Origin of the sequence: Clostridium sp. CF012 (assembly GCF_018861755.1) — a bacterium.
GTDB lineage: Bacteria > Bacillota > Clostridia > Clostridiales > Clostridiaceae > Clostridium_AD.
Map to the genome: position 1 here is coordinate 60,894 of NZ_JAHLEF010000015.1, position 24,151 is coordinate 85,044.

The 24,151-nt window shown below is 31.4% G+C and carries 23 protein-coding genes; 2 read left to right on the plus strand and 21 right to left on the minus strand.

What is annotated here, in order from left to right; translation table 11 throughout:
* Positions 1–397: 397 nt before the first annotated feature.
* Positions 398–697 carry a hypothetical protein gene (locus tag KPL50_RS14540; RefSeq protein WP_216299255.1) on the plus strand — a complete coding sequence of 100 codons (300 nt, stop codon included), beginning with the start codon at positions 398–400 and terminating at the stop codon, positions 695–697.
* A gap of 132 nt (positions 698–829) precedes the next feature.
* Here KPL50_RS14540 and nadC read toward each other — a convergent pair whose 3' ends face one another.
* The 19 genes from nadC to KPL50_RS14635 all read right to left on the minus strand — a co-directional run bounded on the left by nadC (position 830) and on the right by KPL50_RS14635 (position 19,617).
* Positions 830–1,666, minus strand: coding sequence for a carboxylating nicotinate-nucleotide diphosphorylase (gene nadC, locus KPL50_RS14545; RefSeq protein ID WP_216299256.1), 837 nt, complete (start codon positions 1,664–1,666; stop codon positions 830–832).
* Complete coding sequence (locus KPL50_RS14550; protein ID WP_216299257.1) at positions 1,647–2,948, minus strand: L-aspartate oxidase; 1,302 nt, start codon at positions 2,946–2,948, stop codon at positions 1,647–1,649. Before KPL50_RS14550 ends, nadC begins: the two co-directional genes overlap by 20 nt.
* Positions 2,949–2,952: 4 nt before the next feature.
* Entirely contained in the window at positions 2,953–3,861 is a 909-nt protein-coding gene (gene nadA, locus KPL50_RS14555) for a quinolinate synthase NadA (RefSeq protein WP_216299258.1), read from the minus strand.
* A gap of 505 nt (positions 3,862–4,366) precedes the next feature.
* Entirely contained in the window at positions 4,367–4,846 is a 480-nt protein-coding gene (gene def / locus KPL50_RS14560) for a peptide deformylase (protein ID WP_216299259.1), read from the minus strand.
* Between the two features lie 152 nt (positions 4,847–4,998).
* Positions 4,999–5,670 carry a V-type ATP synthase subunit D gene (locus KPL50_RS14565; RefSeq protein ID WP_216299260.1) on the minus strand — a complete coding sequence of 224 codons (672 nt, stop codon included), beginning with the start codon at positions 5,668–5,670 and terminating at the stop codon, positions 4,999–5,001.
* Between the two features lie 2 nt (positions 5,671–5,672).
* Entirely contained in the window at positions 5,673–7,055 is a 1,383-nt protein-coding gene (locus KPL50_RS14570) for a V-type ATP synthase subunit B (protein ID WP_216299261.1), read from the minus strand.
* Positions 7,048–8,820 carry a V-type ATP synthase subunit A gene (locus KPL50_RS14575; protein ID WP_216299262.1) on the minus strand — a complete coding sequence of 591 codons (1,773 nt, stop codon included), beginning with the start codon at positions 8,818–8,820 and terminating at the stop codon, positions 7,048–7,050. The genes KPL50_RS14570 and KPL50_RS14575 overlap by 8 nt, the downstream gene beginning before the upstream one ends.
* Positions 8,821–8,837: 17 nt before the next feature.
* On the minus strand, positions 8,838–9,146 hold the full coding sequence (locus tag KPL50_RS14580; protein ID WP_216299263.1) for a V-type ATP synthase subunit F: 309 nt from the start codon (positions 9,144–9,146) through the stop codon (positions 8,838–8,840).
* On the minus strand, positions 9,139–10,140 hold the full coding sequence (locus tag KPL50_RS14585) for a V-type ATP synthase subunit C (RefSeq protein WP_216299264.1): 1,002 nt from the start codon (positions 10,138–10,140) through the stop codon (positions 9,139–9,141). The genes KPL50_RS14580 and KPL50_RS14585 overlap by 8 nt, the downstream gene beginning before the upstream one ends.
* 65 nt (positions 10,141–10,205) lie before the next feature.
* A complete protein-coding gene (locus KPL50_RS14590; protein ID WP_216299265.1) occupies positions 10,206–10,805 on the minus strand; it encodes a V-type ATP synthase subunit E in 600 nt (199 codons plus the stop codon).
* A 33-nt stretch (positions 10,806–10,838) separates the two neighbouring features.
* Complete coding sequence (locus KPL50_RS14595; protein WP_216299266.1) at positions 10,839–11,315, minus strand: V-type ATP synthase subunit K; 477 nt, start codon at positions 11,313–11,315, stop codon at positions 10,839–10,841.
* A 13-nt stretch (positions 11,316–11,328) separates the two neighbouring features.
* Entirely contained in the window at positions 11,329–13,272 is a 1,944-nt protein-coding gene (locus KPL50_RS14600) for a V-type ATP synthase subunit I (protein WP_253200633.1), read from the minus strand.
* Position 13,273: 1 nt separating this feature from the next.
* On the minus strand, positions 13,274–13,600 hold the full coding sequence (locus KPL50_RS14605) for an ATPase (RefSeq protein ID WP_216299268.1): 327 nt from the start codon (positions 13,598–13,600) through the stop codon (positions 13,274–13,276).
* Positions 13,601–13,928: 328 nt separating this feature from the next.
* The gene (locus KPL50_RS14610; protein ID WP_216299269.1) at positions 13,929–15,629 is read right to left on the minus strand and encodes a B12-binding domain-containing radical SAM protein; all 1,701 of its coding nucleotides are present in this window, start codon (positions 15,627–15,629) and stop codon (positions 13,929–13,931) included.
* A complete protein-coding gene (locus KPL50_RS14615) occupies positions 15,604–16,143 on the minus strand; it encodes a class I SAM-dependent methyltransferase (protein ID WP_216299270.1) in 540 nt (179 codons plus the stop codon). Before KPL50_RS14615 ends, KPL50_RS14610 begins: the two co-directional genes overlap by 26 nt.
* Before the next feature lie 92 nt (positions 16,144–16,235).
* Entirely contained in the window at positions 16,236–16,937 is a 702-nt protein-coding gene (locus KPL50_RS14620) for a zinc dependent phospholipase C family protein (protein ID WP_216299271.1), read from the minus strand.
* Positions 16,938–17,020: 83 nt separating this feature from the next.
* Positions 17,021–18,319, minus strand: a complete 1,299-nt coding sequence (locus tag KPL50_RS14625) for a hypothetical protein (RefSeq protein ID WP_216299272.1) — start codon at positions 18,317–18,319, stop codon at positions 17,021–17,023.
* Positions 18,320–18,382: 63 nt separating this feature from the next.
* Positions 18,383–18,955 carry a ferritin-like domain-containing protein gene (locus KPL50_RS14630; protein ID WP_216299273.1) on the minus strand — a complete coding sequence of 191 codons (573 nt, stop codon included), beginning with the start codon at positions 18,953–18,955 and terminating at the stop codon, positions 18,383–18,385.
* A 137-nt stretch (positions 18,956–19,092) separates the two neighbouring features.
* The gene (locus KPL50_RS14635; protein WP_216299274.1) at positions 19,093–19,617 is read right to left on the minus strand and encodes a hypothetical protein; all 525 of its coding nucleotides are present in this window, start codon (positions 19,615–19,617) and stop codon (positions 19,093–19,095) included.
* Between the two features lie 355 nt (positions 19,618–19,972).
* On the opposite strand from KPL50_RS14635, the gene spoVB reads away from it, so the two are divergent.
* Positions 19,973–21,478 carry a stage V sporulation protein B gene (gene spoVB / locus KPL50_RS14640; RefSeq protein WP_216299275.1) on the plus strand — a complete coding sequence of 502 codons (1,506 nt, stop codon included), beginning with the start codon at positions 19,973–19,975 and terminating at the stop codon, positions 21,476–21,478.
* A 47-nt stretch (positions 21,479–21,525) separates the two neighbouring features.
* On the opposite strand, the gene KPL50_RS14645 is transcribed toward spoVB, so the two are convergent.
* Complete coding sequence (locus KPL50_RS14645; RefSeq protein ID WP_216299276.1) at positions 21,526–23,154, minus strand: polysaccharide biosynthesis protein; 1,629 nt, start codon at positions 23,152–23,154, stop codon at positions 21,526–21,528.
* Positions 23,155–23,196: 42 nt separating this feature from the next.
* A complete protein-coding gene (locus KPL50_RS14650; protein ID WP_216299277.1) occupies positions 23,197–24,150 on the minus strand; it encodes an RluA family pseudouridine synthase in 954 nt (317 codons plus the stop codon).
* Between the last annotated feature and the right edge of the window lies 1 nt (position 24,151).

Consider the following 24,151-nt stretch of genomic DNA (forward strand, 5'->3'; position numbering starts at 1 on the left):
GTATAGTATACCCACTATGGGTATGGAGGTGTTTTTATGTTAACTATGGACGATAAAGCAATTAATTCTATAAGAAAATCAAATTCGGTTTTAGTGGCTAAGGCTGTAATAAATTCTTGTGGTTGAGGAGGCACACCTACAAGAAGTCTCTGGATTGAGGCTCAGAAAAATTTTTCTCCTTCAGAACAATTTATTTTAATGGAATATGAGGGTGTGAAGGTATACCTTCATAAAAGTCTTATCCTAAATAAAGATATACATGTTTATCAGAAATTAAAAATCCCATTTTTCGGCTCCATATATGGAATCAAAGGCGTCAGATTATAAGATTCTGTGAGACTTCCAAGCCAATATTGGATGATTGATATTTATTGGGTATAAGTGTGGAGGTTTTTTAATGTTAACTATAGACCATAAAGCAATTATTGCTATTAGACAAGATAATTCAGTTTTAGTGATTAAGCCTTCATTAAGTACTTCTTCTTCTTGTTGTTCAGGAGGTACTTCTACAAGAACCCTCGTGGTTAAGACTCAGAAGAACTTTTCTCCTTCTGAACAATTTATTTTAATGGAATATGAGGGTGTTAAGGTATACCTTTATAAAAAGCTTATCCTAAGCAAAGATATATATGTATATCAGAAATTTAAAATCCCATTTTTCGGCTCCATATTGGGAGTCAAGGGTGTTAGATTATAAACTATCATATAGTAGTTTTTCTTGGATTATGCCATAACGAAAAGTATATATCGCTAGAAATGCGCTCACTTCGCCAAGCAATTCTAGCGATATATACTTTTGTTAGCATAATCCAAGAAAAATATTTTAGTATTAGCTATTAACTAAATTCTTCATGCTCAAATCTAAAACTCTAAAAGAGTGCGTCAATGCTCCTACAGAAATATAGTCAACGCCACTTCCAGCTACATCCAAAATATTATCTAAAGTTACATTTCCCGATGCCTCAACTAGTGCTTTTTTATTAATTACCTCTACGGCTTTTTTCATAGTAAGAGCATCCATATTGTCTAGCATTATGATATCAACGCCAACTTCTAAAGCCTCATTAATTTGTTCCAAGGTTTCAACTTCAACTTCTATTTTTTTAACAAAGGAGACATTCTGGCGAATAATATTAACTGCTGCCGTTATTCCCCCAGCCGCACTTATATGATTTTCTTTTATTAATACACTGTCAGATAGATTATATCTATGGTTATAGCCTCCACCAATTTTTACAGCATATTTTTCAAATATTCTCATGTTAGGTGTGGTTTTTCTTGTATCTAAAATCTTCACTTCACTTCCAGCTAATTTTTCTACATAAGTTTTAGTTAATGTGGCAATTCCACTCATTCTTTGAAGAAAGTTTAATGCAGTTCTTTCCCCTGTTAATATGTGCTTTGTTTTTCCACATAACCTTGCAATGCACAGGCCTTCAAACACTTCATCCCCATCTTTTTTAAAAAACTCTATATTAACCCCTCCAAGTATTTTAAAAACCCTCTCAAATACAGGAAGTCCAGCTATTACTCCATCTTCTTTAGCAATTAAATCTACGCTACAATTAGATTCTTCCCCTATAATATATTCCGTTGTAATATCGTTTTGAGGTACATCTTCTTTTATTGCCTCTATAATAAGATTATCAATAATTAACCAGTTCATGCCTTATACCCTCTCCCATTTTCTTGAATTTATCTATAACTATAGTTTTATTGATTTCACTATACTCTCTAATCCCCTTTTTCCCATTTATATCTTCAGGGTTTAGAAAAATATTCCTATCAATGTACTTATTTATAAGCTCTGAAGCTCTTCTAGAAAAAACTAGGGCCTCCAATAATGAATTACTTGCTAGCCTATTTTCTCCATGTACTCCCGTGCAGCTCACCTCACCACAGGCAAATAAATTATCCATTGATGTTCTAGAATGTAAGTCAACAGTAATTCCTCCCATGTGATAGTGTTGTACTGGAGTTACTGGAATTTTATTTTTTGTAATATCTATACCCTTTTGCAAACAGTGGTTGTAAATGCCTGGAAATCTATTAGTTATATAATCCTTGCCTTTAAATGAAATATCTAAAAATACAAAAGGCAGACTACTCTTTTTTTCTTCTACATAAATTGCCTTAGAAACTACATCTCTTGGCAGCAGTTCATCTACAAACCTTTTTCCCGATTCATTTAAAAGTTTTGCACCTTCGCCTCTTAGTGATTCCGATATCAGGAATTTTTCACAATTCTCCTTATCATCGTACAGTGCAGTTGGGTGAAATTGAACATAGTCTAAATTAGAAGTTTTAATGTTATGTCGCAAGGCGATAGCTATGCCATCCCCCGTTAAGCTTCTTCTATTAGTTGAATTCTTGAAGAGACCTCCAATACCACCTGTTGCTAAAACAGTTGCCTTAGAATAGATATTTATTCTCTTTTGACCTTTAGTTGCTATGCCACCACAACAGATATTATTTCTAGTAATAATATCAACCAAGGTTGTGTTTTCTAATATACTCACATTTTTTTTATTTTTAAGTGCTTCCAACAAAGATAAAAAAAGCTCTTTTCCAGTTTCATCCTTGCTGTGGACAATTCTGCTTATGCTATGTGCACCTTCCTTTGTATATTTAACTCCATCCTTTTCCCTATCAAAGCTTACTCCAAAATCTATTACTTTATTTATATTATCTATAGATTCATATACTAAAGTCTGTACTGCTTTTATAGAGTTTTTATACTTTCCTGCTTTTAGTGTATCTTGTATAAACAAATCGTAATCACTTTCATCTCTAGCTACTGAAATACCACCTTGAGCTAAAAAGGTATTGCATTTATTTACTACATCTTTAGTTATTAGAAGTATATTTAAGTCTTCTCTTAAGTTTAATGCGGCATATAAGCCTGCTGCACCAGTTCCAACTATAAGCACATCTACAAAAATATCCATATAATCACCTTGCCATTTCGTGCATTGCATTTAGACATTTCTCTGCTGCTCTTCTTACATCTTCATCTAAGGTTATTTCATATTGCTTGCTAAAAAGACTGTTATAAACATCCTCTAAGGTAGTTTTCTTCATGCTTTTACATATCATGGCTGTTTTTGGTGTTATAAATTTCTTATTAGGATTTTTATTTTTTAACTCATAAAGAATACCTTCCTCTGTTACAATCATAAACTTTTCGCAATCATCTTCAGTCGCAAATTTAATAATATCTCCAGTACTTCCTACAAAGTCAGCTAGTTTTCTAATTTCTCTATTACATTCAGGGTGAACTAAAATTTTTATATCACTATTCCCATTTTTAACTTCAATAAGCTCTTCTGCGTTTACAAATTCATGGACACAGCAAAAACCATTCCATAAAATCATGTCCACACCCTTAGCTTTTTCATTTATATATTCGCCTAGATTTTTATCTGGTATAAAAATTATCTCCTCTTTATCTAAGTTATTAATTATTTTTAATGCATTGGAAGAAGTACAACATATGTCACTTTCTGCTTTAACTTCTGCCGTGGAATTTATATAACATATAACCTTCGCCTTTGGATGCTCCTTTTTAAGTTCCCTAACATCTTGTCCATTAATCATATCTGCCATAGTGCATCCTGCCTCTATATTGGGAAGAAGCACTGTTTTTTCTGGTGAAAGTATTTTTGCACTCTCAGCCATAAATTTAACCCCACAAAATACTATAGTATTCTCATTACATTCTTTTCCTATTTTACTAAGATAATAAGAATCTCCTACAAAATCGGCTATCTCTTGAATATCATCATTCTCATAATAATGTGCTAGAATCAAAGCATTTTTTTCTACTTTCAATTGTCGAATCTTTTCTTTTAACTCTTGCATTTATTTATACCTCTCTCTTTATATATGTGTATACAAGTGTATATACACCTGCATTATATACTATAATAGCATTTGTATACTTATATATCAATATGCTCAGAAAAAAAAGCATACCTTATGATATTGAAATCACCCAGCATGCTCTTCTAACAGTATTCATTTTTAACAGTATATATTTTTTTAGGGACATTATAAATGTTCAACATGTACGCTGCTAAACAATTAACAACTGGTTAGTGCCTATTAGTAATACAGAAGGGTTGGCAGAAGAGTTTATTCTTAGATTATGCTAACAAAAGTATATATTGCGCAGAATGCGTATGAACAAGCCTTAGTAATTCTTAACTAATTTTAGTGAAAGATACGTTAAGAAAAATGCATGTTTGAGCGATTTAGCGAGTTTGCATTTTTTAGTATCTTTCACTAAAATTAGTTTAGAATTACTTGGCGAAGTGAGCGCATTCCAGCAATATATACTTTTCGTTATAGCATAATCTAAGAATAATTACTCTTCTTCCTCTTCAGCTAGCTCGTACATTTGCTCTGCTCTAGACATATATAGTATTCCATCTAAATGATCAATCTCATGGCAGAAGGCTCTTGCTAGTAACCCTTCCGCTTTATGAGTTACTGGTTTTCCTTTAATATTAATTCCTTCCACTGTAACATTCGTAGGTCTAAAGACTTCACCTTCATGTCCTAAATAACTTAAGCAGCCCTCATAATCCTTTTCATTTCCAGATTGCGCTGTTATTTTAGGATTTATAATTATTATTGGTTCTTCCTTTTCATCTCCTAAATCAATTAAGATAACTCTTTTTAAAACACCTATTTGAGGAGCTGCAAGACCTATTCCAGTACCCTCGTAAAGAGTATCCATCATATCATCGATTAAGTCTAATATTTCCCCATTTACTTTTAAAACCTTTGCGCATTCTGTATTAAGACGCTTGTCTCCATATTGTAAAATCTTTCTAACTGCCATAACCATTCTCCTTTAACTTATATTAATTGCTTTCAATCGCAATAAAATTTAGTTTCTTATAGTACATATTCTATTATAAATAGCAGTATACATCAACTTAATTTTATAAAAAAAAATTAAGGTGTCATAAAAAACACCTTAATTCTATCTATTTATGTGGTAATTTTCTTAGCATCTGCTATTGCCTGAGCTTTTTCCATCATGTTTTTAACTTTCATAAGTCTAGTTAAAGCACCTCTTTCATTTTCACCAAGCTTCATTCTTATATACTTTATGGTTTCTTGAAGCTGAGGGATGATCATGTATTCAAGGGCATTAACTCTTCTTCTAGTTTTTTCAATCTCGTCCGCCATGAGCTGACAAGATTTTTCTACTTCTGCAAGTTCTAAAAGCTTTGGTAAAATTAGATATAGCTTTTCTATAGCTCCATCAAGCTCTGCTGAAGTGCTAGCAAATCCATATGGATATATACTTCCGGCATCTTCTTCTAATTTTCTTTTAAACTCCATTACTGGAACATTAACACCCATAAGATTTTTTGTGTCAACTTTTACAGAAATATTTTCTTTCGGATAAGCAATAGCTTCCTCTAGAAATTCTGAAGACATTAATGCACTTGCCATAACAAAATCCTTAAAAGAGTTTTGTAGTTCTTCTTCAACGCTCTTTCTGAGTTCATTATTATGTTTTATAAGGTCAATAAATCTTCTCATAAGTTCATCTTGTTTATCTTTTAATAATTTATGTCCACGAGCTGCTGTAGCTAACCTTTTTTTAAGCTTAGTAAGCTCCATTCTAGTTGGATTAACACTTAACCTTGCCATGTTTACTCACCCTCTTTTTTAGGTAAGTACTTCTCAAGATATTCATCTCTAATTCTCTTAAGTTCAGTTCTTGGTAGTATAGATAGGAGCTCCCATCCTAGATTTATTGTTTCATCAATAGTTCTATTAGTTTCAAAGCCTTGAGCTATATACTGTTTTTCAAAAGCATCAGCGAATTTTGCATAGGCTTTGTCTGCATCAGATAATGCTGACTCTCCTAAAATAACTGCTAGTTCCTTTGCTTGCTTACCTTGAGCATATGCAGCAAATAATTGGTTCATTGTATCAGCATGATCTTCTCTTGTTTTATTTTTACCTATTCCCTTATCTTTAAGTCTTGATAATGAAGGTAGAACATCTATTGGAGGCATAACACCTTTTTTATAAAGTTCTCTACTTAAAATAATCTGCCCTTCAGTTATGTATCCTGTCAGATCTGGAATCGGATGAGTTATATCATCTTCAGGCATTGTAAGAATAGGAATTTGAGTTATTGAACCTTCAAGTCCTTTAATTCTACCCGCTCTTTCATAAAGCGTTGAAAGGTCAGTATAAAGATATCCTGGATATCCTCGTCTACCTGGAACTTCCTTTCTTGCAGCTGAAACTTCACGTAGAGCCTCACAGTAATTTGTAATATCAGTCATAATTACAAGAACATGATATCCTCTTTCATATGCAAGGTACTCAGCTGTAGTTAGAGCCATTCTAGGTGTAGCTATTCTCTCAATAGCTGGATCATTTGCAAGATTCATAAATAATACAGTTCTGTCTATTGCACCAGTACTAGTAAAGTCATCTACGAAGAATTGTGCTTCTTCAAAAGTTATTCCTATGGCTGCAAATACAACAACAAATTTCGAATCTGAATTTAATACTTTCGCTTGTCTTGCTATTTGAGCCGCAAGTTGCGCATGAGGAAGCCCAGCTCCAGAAAACACTGGTAATTTTTGTCCTCTAACTAGTGTATTAAGTCCATCTATAGCAGAAATACCTGTTTGAATAAACTCTGACGGATAGTCTCTAGCTACAGGGTTTAGTGCTTCTCCATTTATGTCTAATTTCTTTTCAGGAATAATTTTAGGTCCGCCATCTTTAGGCCTACCAAGTCCATCAAAAACTCTTCCAAGCATATCTTCTGATACTCCAAGTTCCAGTGGTTTACCTAAAAATTTAGCCTTACTACCTTTTAAGTTAATTCCTGCAGAACTTTCAAATAACTGAACCATTGCTTTATCTTCATTTATTTCAAGTACTTTTCCACGACGAATGTCACCGTTTTGTAATTCTATTTCAACTAGTTCATCATATCTAACTCCTTGAACTTTCTCTACAACCATAAGGGGTCCTACAACTTCTGATATGGTTCTGTATTCTTTAAGCACTAATAACCCCTCCTTCCGTTATTAATTTTTCTACTTCCTTAGTTAAGTCTGTATTTATATCATCAATTTTTGACATTTCAGTTTCAGGAATATATTTTGCTCTTGCTATTTTATCTCTTACTTCCATTTGTAATATTTTACTGAAATAAACCCCTGCAGCCAAAGCCTTTTCTGCTTCAACGTGGAATGCTAAAACTAACCTTAACATTTTATGTTGTTTATCCAAGGATGAATAAGTATCAACCTCATGGAAAGCATTTTGTTGCAGATAATCTTCTCTAATTGACTTTGCAACCTCGAGTTTCAATCTATCTTTTTCAGAAAGCGCATCTACACCTACAAGTCTTACTATTTCGTCAAGCTTTGCTTCCTCTTGCAGAATAGTCATAGCTTTCATTCTAAGTTCAACCCAATCCTCTGCAACATTATTATCTGTCCACTTACCTATTTTATCTAAATAAAGTGAATAAGAATCTAACCAATTTATTGCTGGGAAATGTCTTCTATAAGCAAGTTGAGCGTCTAGCCCCCAGAATACTTTAACTATTCTTAGCGTTGCTTGAGTAACTGGCTCTGATAAATCTCCACCTGGTGGGGATACTGCACCAATAACCGTAAGTGCTCCTACTCGCTCGTTATCTCCAAGGCAAACTACCTTTCCTGATCTTTCATAAAAATCCGCTACACGTGAACCTAAATATGCTGGATAACCCTCGTCCCCTGGCATTTCTTCAAGTCTTCCGGACATTTCACGAAGTGCTTCTGCCCAACGTGACGTAGAATCCGCCATTACTGCTACTGAGAATCCCATATCTCTATAGTACTCTGCAATAGTTATTCCTGTATAAACTGAAGCTTCTCTAGCTGCTACTGGCATATTAGAGGTATTTGCAATGAGAACTGTTCTTTTCATTAGTGATTCACCAGTTTTAGGATCTTTAAGTTCTGGAAACTCATTCAAAACATCTGTCATTTCGTTTCCACGTTCACCGCAACCAATATAAACAATTATTTCTGCATCTGACCATTTTGCTAATTGATGCTGAACTACAGTTTTACCACTTCCGAAAGGACCTGGAACACAAGCGGTACCGCCTTTAGTTACTGGAAAAAAAGTATCTATTACTCTTTGACCTGTAACTAGTGGCTCTATTGGATTTAATTTACTTGCATAGGGTCTTCCACGTCTTACTGGCCATTTTTGCATTAGTGTAATCCTTTTAATGCCGTCTGTAGTTTGTACTTCTGCTATTAATTCCTCTACAGTAAACTCTCCTTCATTTATAGAAGTAATAGTTCCAGAAATTCCGTTAGGTATCATTATTGTTTGAGTGATAACACTAGTTTCCACCACGCTGCCAATAGCAAAACCAGCTGAAACTTCATCTCCAACTTTAGCTGTAGGAACAAAATTCCATTTTCTAGTTCTGTCTAAAGGTGAAACATTTACACCCTTTGTTAAGAAATTTCCAGCTATGGCTCTTATTGCTTCAAGGGGCCTTTGAATTCCGTCAAACATTGATTCCATAAGCCCTGGTCCAAGTTCTACACTTAGTGGTTCACCAGTAGACTCTACTGGATCTCCGGGTCCTAGGCCTGAGGTTTCTTCGTATACTTGAATTGAGGCTCTATCACCCCTCATCTCGATAATTTCGCCAATAAGACCCTTTTCTCCAACCTTAACTACGTCATATATATTAGCTTCATCCATGTCTTTTGCAACAACTAATGGACCTGAAACTTTCACAATTTTACCAATTTTCAAGTTATCTCCCTACCTTTCTATAAAATATTTACGCCCACTGCTTTTTCCACATTATCGCGAATTCTTTGCATTCCTATATTTAGTGAGCCTTGATTACTTGGTATTAATATAACGGCAGGAAGCATTTGTGCATTATATCTTTTAATAGTTTCATCCAAATGCTGAGCTATTTGCTCTGTAACAAATATAACTGCATAATTATCTAATGCCATTTTATCTATAATTTTTCTAGCTTCTTCAACTTCAATAACAGGATATACGTCAATTCCAAGAGCTTTAAAAGCAAGGATCGAATCTTTATCTCCAACTACTCCTACTTTATGCATAAACCTCACGCACCCTTTCTCTTATAACAGCCGTTTCAACCTTATTTAATTTTCCAACCATAATTATTCTTATTACTTTTATTTCTGTTTCCTTTGCTGCGATATAAGCAAATACTGGCTCAGGTCCAAAAGTTACATATTTAGCATTTTTCAAATCTTTCATAATATAATTTTCTGAAAACTTTTCAAGAAGAGAAAGTTTACCAGTTTTAATATATTCCTCTAGTCCTAGCCTTACAACTTCCCCATATTTTGATGCTGCAAATTTAGCTGCCATGTTTTCAATAGGCTCATTAAAGGCTTTTATTAAAATATCCACAGCTATATCTCCACCGAGAAGGATAACTTCTTTTAAAAATTTTATATCTTTTTCTTGCTTCTTTAATCTAATAACTGACTTTATATTAGAAAAATCTATACTTCTAACAACATAATTAATTATAAAATTATTTTTTGTATCTTTTGCCCTAGCTAACATGTCTATATACATATATTGATCTAAAATAATATCTATTTTTTGAGGATCTTTAAGTTCCTGGTAGACTTCTTCGGACTTATTTATAGCTTCTCTCATACTAGGGTTTAATTCCCTATAATCTTCTGTTATCATGTAGATTTTTAATTTTTCTATATCTACTGTGCCTACAGGAATTAACATATGAGAAAGGTCCTTGTCTAAAGCCTTGCCTTTCAGTATTACCTTAATATTATGATAATCATATTTCAAACTCATAATATCTACTATAGCAGGATCTGGAGAAACACTATACATAAGTGAATATACTCTATTTAACTCCTCTTTAAGTAATAAATTGTAGTCCTCTGGTCTTTTTACAATTCCCATCAAAGTTGCATATTCAGTTTCCTGCAAGATCTTAAGCACTTCTTCCGCGGAGGTACTATCAATCATTCTATCAATCTTTACTTTACTCAGGAGTCTTGTTTCTAATACTCTTAGCCTAGCCACAGCTTGTGTAAAATTCATATTATCCATATATGGCTATCCTCCTTGTTTTGCTTTTCGGAAGAGAACAGTTTCAATAGTTCTCTTCCTTAAATTTAATTGAATAGTTCTTTAACTATTTCTGATTCAAGCTCATCTCTTAAGGAATTAACTAGACTTTCAAAAGTATTGTTAATCTCTATACCATTTTTAATTACTATAAATCCACTCTTTATGCCTCGGACCTCAGAGCTTACATTAATTTCACCTAATTTCCCTAAAGCTATCAGTGCTATGTTTACTTCGGATAAATATGCCTCTGTTACAAGGTTTGTATATTTCCCAGGAAGTATTATTTCTTCATCTCCAACTATTGGCATTGATAAAAGATATTTTTTTACAAGTTCTAAATATTCTTCATCCTTTATGGATACTAGCTTTTCTAGTGCTTCTACAAATACCTTATCAATCATTTTTTGCTTAGCCACAATGTTTTCATTTCTTACAGCTAACTGAGCGTTAGATACAATTCTCTGCTTAACTGTAATAGCTTCAATTTTACTTTTTTCTAGCATTTGGCCTTTAAGCACCTCTGCCTTTTTTGTTTTATTTTCTACCATTAATTTGCCATTATCATTAGCTTCTTTTAATATAGCCTCTGCTTTAACACTGGCATCCTCTACTATCTTAGTTGATAAGTTATCTAAATTTGACATATATTCACTTCCTCTAACTTCTTAGTTTTAAAATTAGAATGTCTTACTTACTAAGATTATTGAAACAACGAATGCTAAAATTGCATATGTTTCAACCATTGCTGCAAGTATAATAGCTTTTGTACTATGCTCTGGTTTTTTAGCTACTATCGCGATACCAGCCGCTGCTGTTTTAGCCTGAGATATTGCAGAATATAATCCTACAAACGCTATTGGTAAACAAGCCATAAACAAGTATAATCCAGTATCTAAAGTCATAGCCGTAGCTAATTTAGGTAGTACCATAAGTCCTATAACAAAACCATAGAGTCCTTGTGTACCTGGTAGTAACTGAAGAATAAGAGCCTTACCAAATTTTTCTGGTTCTTCAGTTGTGAGTCCCGCTGCTGCTTCACCAACTATACCTACCCCTTTTGCTGATCCTATTCCCGGTAAAATTACTGCAAGTGCCATACCCATTGCGGCAAAAACATATCCGCCGTTCTTAGCTAAAAATTCCATAAATGTCATGATTAATTCCTCCTTATATTTGCTTTTCTTTTATTACACTAATATATTGATTTTTTGGTTTAAATGCATTGAAGGCTTTTCCTCCACCTTCATAAAACTTGCTAAAATATTCTACATATTGAAGTCTTGCACTATGAACAAAAGCTCCTAATGCACTTAATAATAAATTGAAGGTTTGCGCAAACACAAATATAAATACTCCAAAAATAATATTAAATGGTGATGGTATCATTTTAATAAGCATATTAAAGGAAGCTGCTATAAATCCGCCAGCAAGTCCTAGTGCCATAAGTCTTGAATATGAAACCAAATCTCCTATATAGCTTGATATACCATATAAACCGTATAGGCCTCCACCAAGCTTTGCGCCTATACCTTTGTTTGACCTTCCTTGTGTTAATACAAGTCCAACCATTCCTATAATCATTACCCATTTACCCATATTGATTACACCTGGGCTTAATTTTAAAGCTGCTCCAAGTATAAATAAAAATGCTCCAGTTAATGCTGCGTACCATGTTAAAACATCATAAATAGCATCCATTGGCTTACCATCGCGAATTAATATATAACCTTTAACTGCAAGACCAAAATAAATCTGGGCTGCACCTATTACTATAGCTATAATAAGTAATTTCAATATATCTTCTCCAGGATTAATTAAGCTTTTAAATTTAATTAAATCTCCAAAGAAACTTCCATAAACTACACCAGCCACTGCTGTTGGTATACTTAATAACCAGAAAAATTTAACAAATTTTCGTTGACCTTCATCTAAATTAAACATCTTTAATGCAACTGCGCAGGCTATAAACATTACTATCCCATACCCAAGATCGGCCAGCATCATCCCAAAGAACAACATATAAAAAGGTGTCATTACAGGTGTTGGATCTATCTCTGAATATTCAGGTAAACTATACATTGATATTATTATCTCGAAAGGTTCTACAATTGCATTGTTTTTTAAGAGTATAGGTACGTCAATATCTTCACTCGTAGCATCTTCTAGCTCTAAATAAAAGTTTTCTTTAGTTATAGCCACTATTGACTGTTCTAATTCACTTGTGAGTCCTGTTGGTACCCACCCCTCTATAGCAACAACACTTTCTGTTTTTAAGAAATTTTCACAAGCAGATGCCTTTATATGTTTATTTGATAAGTATTCAGATACTATTTTAAAATCCTCTAAATACTGACAGTCATCTTTTATTTCAACGTTTACTCTTTCTTCTTCCTTTGATATCTCTTCTAATCTAGCCTTATATTCGCTGACCACCTGTGCTGGAATTCCATCATATTTTAAATTAATATTACTGAAATTATAGTTTTTAAGTATTTCCTTAGCTTTATCCTCATAACCTTTATAAACTATAAGAATTACATTCATAGCCTCCTTAACTTCACTAATAATTTCTAAGTACGAGTATGGAATTTCACTTTCAAATTTTTCTCTAAAAGCTTCTTTAAAAGTTTTTGGTAATGATCCCATTAGAAATATGGTGGAATTTAATGTTTTTAAATCTTCAAAAGTTGTATCGAGTGGTATCCAAGGAGTTAATACTTCTATTTCAGAATTAATCTTAGATTTTTCACTTTTCATTTGTAACAAATAATCATCTTTCTCTTTTAGCTTTTTATAGTTTTCATTATAGTTTGATTTTTTAGCTAGTGACTCTAACTGCCCATAATCCAATATACTCTTGCCCTTGACTAAAGATTTTATAGCGCCTTCTTTTTCTGTATGTTTTAGTAATAGCTCAAGAGCAAATTTTACTTTTGCTTGTTCACCTTCTAAATAAGAAACTTTCTCATTTTCCGAGTCTTTTACAAGCGATTGTAAATGCTCTTCTTCAAGTTTTTGTAAATTTATAAATTGAACATTTTCAAATTTGTGAAGGCTATCTAACAAAGTTTCTTTTTGTGATTCAAAGGCTAATAATGTAAATTTACTCATTTTAACTATTGCCATTGCTTTTCACTATCCTCTCAACCACCGTATTAACTGCCATAGTAAATTTCCCACTATCTAAATTGAGTATATTCTCTACCTCTATTTTACCTTTTTCAAAAATTGGTTCAGAACTTATTCTACCTTCTTCTTTAGCATTTTCGATTATTTTTTTAGTCTCTTCTTTGGCAGCATCCAGAACCCTTTTGTACTGAGCTTCAGCTTCAATTTCAGATTTTTTTATTATCTCTTTACTACGGTCAATTGCCTTACTAATATTATCTGCTGCTTGCTGCTCCGCATTTTTTATACTTTTTATTGCCTCTAATGCCAAAATATCACCACCTTTTTTCTAAGAAGGCACCTTCCAATAAATAACAAGCAAGTTTGCTAGTTTACTTATTTTGATGTACCTAAATAGGTATAATGAGTATAGTTCAATTATTAATACTTTTTATAATAGTAAATACTGAGTATGGTATTTATTATCATACTTTATGTAGTATTGAATACAACTTGTATTATACTTAGAATTAATATAAATTTCAACTTCTTTTTTTTAAAATCAATGAATATTCTTAATATTAACATATCCAGTTGCAATATATGTCATTTTAAAGGAATAATATACTTTTTTGTAACTCATTATTTGTTTTTAACCTTTAATCTATAATAGAAGTTATGTCCACTATATTTTCCTCATCATTAATGTGATAAATTAAATAATGAGGTTCCTCACAAATAATATTATTTTCTATATAATCTAAAATATTAATCATAAATTTCTCAACATGGATGTTATTTGCATTTTTTGTAATGTTATTTTGAAGAAACTTGTCTTTAACCGTTCTTTCTATTTCCTTATTCACATCTCTAAATAAAAAATCTGGAAGCCACTTTTTTTTGTTATATTTAAGATAGTCATATTTAACAATCTCTTTTAAAGCTAAGTTTTCACCACTAAGTTTTTCTTTATTAAATTTCTCTTCATTAAATTCAATAAACATCTTATAGTAATCTACAGAAGATATACTTCTACTAAGATAACCCCTATCATAAAAAAACGTGCCTAAACACAAATAAAAATCAAAGACAGATTCAAATTTAGGAATAAAATATTTCAATATAGTTTTAAATTTCCCAGAATTATAGTATTTATCCACCATCTCTTCGACCCTTTTTAGAAGAATGATCTCATCATAACTTATATCTTTAGTTTTCAGCACCTCATAAGGAGTATAGTTTGAGTGTACGATCCCCCATTTCTCTGCTTCATCTTTCATAGGCGCACCTTTTAATATTTTCAAAAACCCTAGTTGTATTTCATCCGGCTCTATGACGTACAAATCATTAAACGACTTTTTAAAGGATTCAAAGTTCTCCCCAGGAAGTCCTGCAATTAAATCTAAATGTTGCTTTATATTTCCGTATTTATTTAGTTCCATTACCTGTTTTTTTATATCCTCAAAAATCACAAATCTGTTTATATTTTTTAATACTTCATTATTTGTAGTCTGAACTCCTACTTCAAACTGAAATCTACCCTTTGGCGCCTTTTCTAAAAGTTTAAGTTGCTTATCACTTAATATATCCGCTGAGATTTCAAAATGAAAAGTGGTCTGCGTATCTAAATTCATCAAATATTCCCAAATTCCCATAGCAAATTCGTCACTACAATTAAAAGTTCTATCAACAAATTTTACAAGTTTTACCTTCCTATCTATTAAAAACTTTAAATCTTTTTTAGCCCTTTCTAAATCCATAAACCTAACTCCACGGATAGTTGAAGAAAGACAATATTTACAATTAAATGGGCATCCCCGTGAAGCTTCGAAATATATTATTTTGTTATTTAAATCATCATCGCTTGTGTATGGAAAAACAAGCTTATTTAAATCCATAAGCTTTCTCTTCCCGCCATACAATATTTCGTCATTTTCTTTGTAATACAACCCTTTAATACCTTTAAGGTCAATACCTGCTATCATATATTCTATAAATTCTCTGTAGGTCTCTTCCCCTTCTCCTTCAATTAAATAATCTGCAAAACTATCTTTTAAATAATTTTCACTGTCAAAAGATACTTCTGGCCCTCCATATAGCAATTTTATATTATTATCTATAAGTTTGAGCAAATCAGATATTTGTTTAACATAATCTCTGTTCCATATATAACAAGAAAAAGCCACAATATCCGCTTTTTCTGCTATAATTTCTTGAACAATTCTCTCCACTCTATCATTTATAGAAAACTCTCTTATAAGACACTGATAATTCAAATCTTTAGTAAACGCTTTTAAATACCTAATTGCAAGGTTACTATGTGTAAATCTGGAATTAATCCCCACTAATAATACTTTCATCTTTTGATTTCTCTCTCCTTTTGCATATCATGTAATAAATATTGTCAGAATTTTTCATAGTCATTATTTCAAAATAAGGCTGCAAGATTTTAATTGTATTTTCTTTAGAGCTATTTTTAAATAAGTTTAAATCTCTTAAATTTATTTTTTTTGTACTTTTATCTGGTAACATAATATTTATTCTAGAATTAAAGGTTTTAGCAAAGCCCTTATCTATGTCCCATATATATAATACCCCATCACTTTTCAAAAATTTATATACATCTTTTATCAAATTTTTTTTACTTTGTGTAAATTTTATATCACTTAAAGTAAGGAATAATACACAGGTGTCATAGGAACCCCTATCTATTTTTATCTTATCCCATTTGCCTTCTATATACTCTACGCTTTTGCTATCATCAATATATTGTTTGCATATATTGTAAATGATTCCATGATTAGAAAAACCTATGTCTAATACATTTCCTTTGAAAATTTCTTTCTCTAAATTTATAAAAACCTCCCTATTCAATTATTGGCCCCCTCATCAAATATAATTTTATATATTTTACTTGTTTTTAAATTATTCTTCAAAAACAAAATAATTCCTCTAAAATAAAGGAATTATTTCTTAATTTCATTATAAAAGTTCAACATTAAGCCTGCTGTAGTCTTTTGTGCCCTCTGCACTATAAGTACAGATATTTTATTGTACTTTTCTTCCTTGTTCTTTAAATTTGCGTAAGAAATATAAGTTTTATTAGCAAATAATGCATTATTTTTTATATAGTCTTCTATATTATCCTCCTCAATTATTTCATTGAAAATAGGAAATGAATAATCACTCATTAATTTACTTATAATCCAAAGTTCGAAATTTCTATGGCTTTTCAGCAGTTTATTGTTCACATGTTGTGGAACTGTAGCATCTTGAATTAAATGGCAGGCTGCTCCAAAATAAAACATTCCTTGCCTAATGTCCCCTGCCTCCACAAATTTTAAAGCCCTATTATAATATTTTTGGAATTCAGTTAATGCATTTGAAAATCCATAAAGGCCAGTACCCTTATAATGATGATAAAAATGATTTGAGCTCTTAAAATCTTGATCTGCCCAGGTCACTCCATTATTTAATTCCTTTATATGTGATTTGTAAAAATTATGAACTTCATCATATTCCTTATTTTTTAATATTTCGATAGCTTGAATATTTATAAACTTATGCACAATACAATGAGTTTTCATAATCTTTTTTTTAATTGGATTTACTGTTATCATTAAGGCTTTTAAAGTTTTTCCATAAGTAGCTTCAATTTTTTTCTTCACCCTGTTCACCTCTTAATTTAGTATACACTAAATTTACTTTGAAAACATATTAATAAGTTGCAACAATATATATTTATTTTATTCTAGTTCTTTTTGCCGTGTCCCACAAGTATGCAAACTATTAAAGTTATAACAATAGTTAATAAATAGTAATTACATCTTTGCATTCCTTTGCGAGTATCATCACTTTGCTTTTTTTCTATACTAGATATATACCCACTCTTAGAGTCTAAAACAATTAGATTATTAAAAAACTTCATGCTAGATATATAGGTGCCACTTCCAAAGTTAATCCTTTCTTTAAGTGCATTGATTTTATTTAAACTATAGATACTATTATCATTCTTTTCATAAAAATATATACAGCCTTTTTCTCCAAGTGTTCCTTTTCCATCAACTGATAAACTTACCAAACTATCTACTGTACTATGTTGGTAAATTGGTGCAGGTGGGTTTGTTGTAGGTTGCAGATCTAGAATAAATGGTATAGTGCTATTATTTATCCCTTTAAATTTTGGGGAACTTATCGGATCTCCACCACTATAATCTGGAAAACCATACCATGCATTTTTTTTAATTTGGTATATATAATCACTATCTCCACTCACAGGTCTTAGACCTCTATCCTCCATTCCTCCAACAGTAACTACTATTTTTCCCTCGCTGTTGAAATCTATGCCCTTTATATTTCTTATACCCCAAGCAAAATTTCCCTGCGCTCCAGTTTTTAAATTGTAAATTATTATGGATGAATTTCCAGGCTTATGTTCCGTTACAATTTGCCCCTTTATATTTTTAGTTTTATATGAAACAAATGATCCTGTTTCTTCTTCTCCAAAATTAATTCCTTTTATAGTTATATTTTTTGGTGAAACATCATGATTATCTGGAAAATCCTTAAGCCACGAATTATCTGGCCCCACTACAGCGGAATTTGTAGCCGACCCTATAGTAACAAATAGATATTCTCCATTAATTTTAATTAAACTCTTATTATAATCCCCATAATTTGGTATTTTCTTAATTATTTCACTACTTTCCTTTGACTTTAAATCATAAGAATATACCATTGCACCGGATGCATAATACAATACACTATTGTTATAATCTAAACTAGTTATACTTAATTGCTTGTTTGTAAACATATTATATGCTTTGCCAGTTTTATCGATGTACTGTACACTGTCTTTAAAAGCTACGTAATAGTTCCCTTCGCTGTCACTCGTAAAATCTACTGCCCCACTCAAGCCCTTAAACAGGATCTGTGATTTTATAGCTTCATCTTTCAGCGTTATCCTATATTCACTTAAAGAACCCTTTAATGAAAACAGTGCAAAAGCCATTGTAGCTAAAATCACTATAAAACCAATGGTCTTCTTCATACTTGCCCCCTAAATTATAAATACTCTAATCTATATATATTTACATAGATTAGAGTATATGTGTTAATAATTTCTAGCAATTTGTATATGTTCTCTTTCAACCTCAGCTAAAGCGTGGAATACTTGTTTAACAATTGAATTGTTTATTTTCCCACCCTGTTTTTCGTAAAACATAACAGCATGAATCTCTCTATTTTCTGCAAGGTCCATTAAGCTTTTGTCGCTTTTATGTTTACTGTAATCTATATTAACTAGTGTAGGTATTTGTTTGAAACCTCCTAGCTTTTGATGAACTAAAGCATGTACATATTCAATCTTTGAGAGCGCTTCAAAAGTTTCTTTAACATCCAAGCTATGAGCAAGCTTTACCGCTGCCTTATAAAATTCCGAATTAAATATTTCAAGCTTCATAGCATGCTCTAATATTATTAAAGTATCCTTATCTAAATTTTCAACAGGGACCTTATACATTTCTTCTTTAAAATTCATTTCGTCTTCTGGTTTTAAATACACCGCACTTACACCACAAAATGGGCAATATTTAATATGATCTCTTTCATTGGTTTCTAATAAGCCAACTTTATTCATACTGAAGTTGTTTATATTTATATTCATCCCGCATATTAAACATTTCATATTATTATTCTCCTTAATTCACACCCAGGATTTTCACAAATCCTATGCTAGTCTATTTTGACTTGTTGATTTTTCTACGTGACTAATATACTAATAAAATTATTCTAACATAAAAAGCTCTCCATTTGGAGAGCCTTTTACATAATAAATTTATTTACAAAATCATCAATTGCATTAATAGTCTCACATTTATTAATATTCTTAATATTAATTTTAACTTTTTCATTGCTAAAAATCAGCGTTTTATTTTTTTCAGATATTTTTTCCTCTTTAACTAAATAGCCTGTAATGTAATTATCATCTCTAATATGATTATGTAGGTATATACTTTTTTCATATAAATCTAAAATAATAATATCGCAATTAATAGCATCGCGATGCTCTACTATTTCGCCATTTATAATAGTATATTTTCTTGTAGGCTTAATACTTCCATCCTTATTATAGCCCTTATATAACAAATAACTATTTACCACCTCATTGCTATATCCATCAGAGGTTATTAAATTCAAATTATTATCAAATTTACTTAAATAATCCTTACTAAGCAAATATTCCTTAATCCTCTTGCAATTTTTAAGAGCACCAATTACTTTAAGACTAAAAAATTGTCTTTTTAGAAAAGAAGATTTTATGTACTGCTGAATAATCTGTTCACTCACCTTAACTCCTCCTAATAATTCCCACACAATATTATAAGGTATTTTGCATTATAATGTCGTATAGATACATTTGTATGCATATTTTTTTATTTATAATCGCATTGCATTAACTTTTTTCGCAAAATACATATCTTATAATTTGTATTATATATTTTAAAAAATCTCATGTCAAATAATTTCAACTATTATTATTAGAAAATTTATATTTAAACTCAAGAAAAATATATCAACTCAGTGACTAATATATTTACATCCTTATTAATTTCCAGGTGCTTTTAGAATATAATCATAAAGCTTCACATACTAATTATTAATACCTATTATCTACTAATGTGAAAAGAAAGAGGGGGCTTTTATGATTAAAGATAATTTCTATAGAGACTCAATAATTCTCACGGTATCAAATTTAACTGCTGGAATACTCAGATTTATGTTTTCAATTTTACTTTCAAAAAAATTAGGGGCAGAAGGTATGGGACTATATAGCCTCGTAATGCCCATTTACGATTTATTCATTTGCCTTATTTGTGGTGGAATGGTAACAGCTATTTCAAAAGAAGCTTCAGCATATTACGGAATAAATGATTATGGAAACCTTAACAAATCTGTACATACTGCCTTAGTATTTGATTTTGCATTGGCTATCTTAATAACAATTTTAGTATTTCTTTTTTCTCCCTACATTAGCACATATATAATAAAAGACGGAAGAACACTATATTCCCTTTGGGCTATTTGTCCCGCCCTAATTTTCGTTGCTCTTTCTTCAATATATAAGGGATATTTCTATGGCATTTCCAATGTTAAAGTACCTGCAATCATAGATATAGTTGAAAAATTTGTAAGAATGGCCATAATACTTGGACTAATAAATTTTTTCGCATTAAAAAGCGTAACTTCTACTGTAACTGCTACTTATATTTCCTTAACCATTGGAGAACTTATAAGTTTTATTCTATTATTTATCTTCTATGAAAAAAGCAAAAATAAATTTAGGGATTACAGAAAGAAAACAGAAGGAAGAGCTCAACTTTTATTTAATATTCTTGTTGTTTCATTGCCATTAAGTTTAAATGGGTTTTTAACCACTATAATTTCAGCACTGTCCACCTTGATTGTACCCCGTAGACTAGTTTATGCAGGCATAGAATATACTGCCAGTTTAGCCCTAATAGGTAAGTTTTCAGGTATGGCTATGAGCATTGTGTTCTTTCCCTTTATTATTGTAATGTCCATGGCAACCATCTTAACACCAGATATTTCTAAAAGTATTATTAAAAATGATTATAACGCGCTAGAGAATAGAGTAATGGAAGTTATAAAGATTTCCCTTTTGCTAGGTATTTCAACTATGATAATATGTTTAAGTACTGGAGATTCCCTTGGAAAACTATTTTTTGACAGATATGACTTAGGTATCTACATACGACTTGCTGCATTAAGCGCACCATTCATGTACATGGCTGGTTCAACCTTCGGAATCTTGAATGGACTTGGCAAACAGAAAACTCTTTTAGTAAATTCAGTAATAACCGCTGTTTTACAGCTTATCTTGCTTTATGTGTTATTAGGTATTCCAAGTATAAATATTTTAGGCTATGGTATAACCCTCCTTATAACATCCGTGGTGAGCTTTATACTGAATATTATTGCCATCAAAAAAAGCTGCTATATACAGTTTTCAGGGGTAGAACTAACAATCAATATTTGTCTTAGTATATTCCTATACTTCGTATTAAAAATTTTAGATAATACTATACCAAATTCTATGTTTATTACTAAAAACATAGTGATTATCGCTGCGGGTTTCTCTCTATTAATATTTTCTCATATACTCACAAAAAAAAATAAACAAGCCTAGTGCATTAATAGCATTAGGCTTGCTACTTTGTTAGGTGTTCTTGGTTTTTATCTAATTCTTTTCAAAATAGAATTAGGTATAAGTCGCGTAATCTTACGTGGGAATATTTCTAAATCTTCTTTAGTTATTCCACCTATAAGAACTAATATGATGAAATACGTTAATACGGCAAAAATCATAGCAATTAATAAAGCAACAGCATTCGCAAAAGCTCCTTCGCGAACAAAACTAAATATAAAATTAAAGTTACCGTACATTAGTCTCGCAACTATGGCCATGACACCTGATGCTATTATAGGCTTAATCGCGTGATTAAATAAATTAGTTTTAATCCTTAGTGTCTTGTTTATAGTTATATAGTTCAGCATCAAAAGAATTGCAAAACTAACTCCGTTGGCCATAATTGCACCTAATACGTTTATGCTTGGAATTGCTACAAAAATATAATTTGTAATTATTTTCCCTAGTAAACCAAAAATTGCATAAATGGTAACTAAGTAGACTTTCCCGATTCCTTGAAGAATTGAAGTTTGAATACTAACCACAGCCATAAGTAATATTACAACTGATCCGTATATAAGTAACCTTCCAACACTAGAACCATAATGTAGGAGATCTACTATGGGGCTTGCTAAAACTGCAAGTCCAACTGCGCAAGGTACTGCCACTAAAAAACATAACCTGAAAGCATAATTGATTTTATTTCTTACAGCTTTTTTATCCCTAAGTGCCATTAAACTGGATATAGACGGCAAAATAGTTATGGCAAGTGATGAAATAATAGCTATAGGAACATTTATCAATGTTGTATATTTAAATAACACACCCCATAATACATCCGCTTGTACTTTAGTCATTCCAGAAGATATCAATCTTGATTTAACTAACCACAAATCAATTAATAAACCTGATTGTTGTATTCCTAAACATATTGTCATTGGCACAGCAACACCCAATAATTTTTTTATTATTTTTTTAGTAGTAAATCTCTTTATATCTAATTGGTTATATCCTTTAGGAACTCTGAAAACTTTATTTTTTTCATAAAAATTAATCATATATATTACTGCAACTAGTGCTCCTACAGATGTTCCAATTGTTCCGCCTGCCGCACCTTCTGCTATCCCATATTTTATAAAATACGCAGCAAAAATCAAACTAAATATAGTATTTGCTACTTGTTCTAATACTTGTGATACTGCGGTAGGGGTCATATTTCCTCTCCCTTGAAAATAGCCTCTATAAGCTGATAATACAGAAGATAATACAATAGTTGGAGCCAGTGCCATAATTGCTAATTTTGCAGTAGCACTCTGTGTTACATTAGCTATAGGTACCACAAAAATAAGCATTAGAATTGACATAACCATTCCTAATATAAGAAGTAAAAATCTAGCTATTTTAAAAGTCTTTACAGCATCCTTATAATTTCCTAGTGCTATAAGCTCTGACACCATCTTGGAAATAGCTACAGGAATACCTGCATTTGTCAATATATATACATATATAAATATATTGTATGCAGAAGAATATACCCCTATCCCTCTCTCGCCTAATATTGTTGCCAAAAAAGGAACATATAATAGCGATAAAAACTTAACCATAAAACCTGCAGCAGTTAATATGGCAAAGCCCTTTGTGGTAGATTGCTTATTTAAATTTGTACTTTCACTCATTAAATCATCACCCTCAGTGCTGTAATGTGGTCTAAACGCCCTCTAAAATTTAAATACGTCTTTTTTAATCTTTTTTAATACTGGTGGTAAACTTTCTGCAATAGTTTTATTTTCCATATAAGCTAGTTCTTCTGGGCAATTCTTAAATGTTGTCTTATATGCATATAGAAATTGATAATCTAAACCATATTTGTTATTGAAGAAACTATTCATTTTTTTATCTCCGTATTTTGAATCACCAATAATAGCATTGCCTATATGACTCAAATGTGCACGAAGCTGATGACTTCTTCCTGTTAGGAGATTAATATCTATTAGTGAAAATGTACCACAGCTTTGCAAGGTTTTAACTTCCATTGCTATTTTCTTTGTATTTGGCATTTGAGTGTCGAATACCTGTGATATGTTTGCGTCCTCATCTTTACGTATATATCCCTCATAAACTCCATCTTTAATTCTATTGCTTACTAGTGCCATATAAAATTTCTCAACGTTTCTTTCTCTTATCATTTCATTCAAAAGTTTGAGAGATTTGAAATTCTTACCGAATATAACTATACCGGAAGTATTTCTGTCTAGTCTATTACATGGTGCTGGAGTAAATGTTATTTCATTTTCTGGTTTATAATCTCCCTTATCGAATAAATAAGAAAGCACGTAATCTATTAAGGTAGCTTCTCCACCCACTTTATCAGAGTGAACTAAAACACCTGGCCATTTTTCCACCATTAATATATTGGCATCCTCAAAAGTTATTTTTAAGTTATTCTCAATTCTTTGAAACTCTTCTTTTTTAACATCACTAGTAATATATTTTGTTTCAACAATATCACCTTCTACTAATGAATGTTTTTCCTTAATTTTGTTACCATTAACTCTAATATCACCTTTTCTAAAAGCTTTATATATTCTGCTTAGTGGCACATCCCCAAGTACTTTTCTCATGAATTTATCTGTTCTTTGTCCTGCTTCATTTGCTCCAATTTCTATCCTCATC

Coding starts and splice junctions, on each gene's coding strand:
- KPL50_RS14540 (WP_216299255.1), top strand. CDS start 398: ATGTTAACTATAGACCATAAAGCAATTATTGCTATTAGACAAGATAAT.
- nadC (WP_216299256.1), bottom strand. CDS start 1,666: ATGAACTGGTTAATTATTGATAATCTTATTATAGAGGCAATAAAAGAA.
- KPL50_RS14550 (WP_216299257.1), bottom strand. CDS start 2,948: ATGGATATTTTTGTAGATGTGCTTATAGTTGGAACTGGTGCAGCAGGC.
- nadA (WP_216299258.1), bottom strand. CDS start 3,861: ATGCAAGAGTTAAAAGAAAAGATTCGACAATTGAAAGTAGAAAAAAAT.
- def (WP_216299259.1), bottom strand. CDS start 4,846: ATGGCAGTTAGAAAGATTTTACAATATGGAGACAAGCGTCTTAATACA.
- KPL50_RS14565 (WP_216299260.1), bottom strand. CDS start 5,670: ATGGCAAGGTTAAGTGTTAATCCAACTAGAATGGAGCTTACTAAGCTT.
- KPL50_RS14580 (WP_216299263.1), bottom strand. CDS start 9,146: ATGCATAAAGTAGGAGTAGTTGGAGATAAAGATTCGATCCTTGCTTTT.
- KPL50_RS14585 (WP_216299264.1), bottom strand. CDS start 10,140: ATGGATAATATGAATTTTACACAAGCTGTGGCTAGGCTAAGAGTATTA.
- KPL50_RS14590 (WP_216299265.1), bottom strand. CDS start 10,805: ATGTCAAATTTAGATAACTTATCAACTAAGATAGTAGAGGATGCCAGT.
- KPL50_RS14595 (WP_216299266.1), bottom strand. CDS start 11,315: ATGACATTTATGGAATTTTTAGCTAAGAACGGCGGATATGTTTTTGCC.
- KPL50_RS14600 (WP_253200633.1), bottom strand. CDS start 13,272: ATGAGTAAATTTACATTATTAGCCTTTGAATCACAAAAAGAAACTTTG.
- KPL50_RS14610 (WP_216299269.1), bottom strand. CDS start 15,629: ATGAAAGTATTATTAGTGGGGATTAATTCCAGATTTACACATAGTAAC.
- KPL50_RS14625 (WP_216299272.1), bottom strand. CDS start 18,319: ATGAAGAAGACCATTGGTTTTATAGTGATTTTAGCTACAATGGCTTTT.
- KPL50_RS14630 (WP_216299273.1), bottom strand. CDS start 18,955: ATGAAATGTTTAATATGCGGGATGAATATAAATATAAACAACTTCAGT.
- spoVB (WP_216299275.1), top strand. CDS start 19,973: ATGATTAAAGATAATTTCTATAGAGACTCAATAATTCTCACGGTATCA.
- KPL50_RS14645 (WP_216299276.1), bottom strand. CDS start 23,154: ATGAGTGAAAGTACAAATTTAAATAAGCAATCTACCACAAAGGGCTTT.
- KPL50_RS14650 (WP_216299277.1), bottom strand. CDS start 24,150: ATGAGGATAGAAATTGGAGCAAATGAAGCAGGACAAAGAACAGATAAA.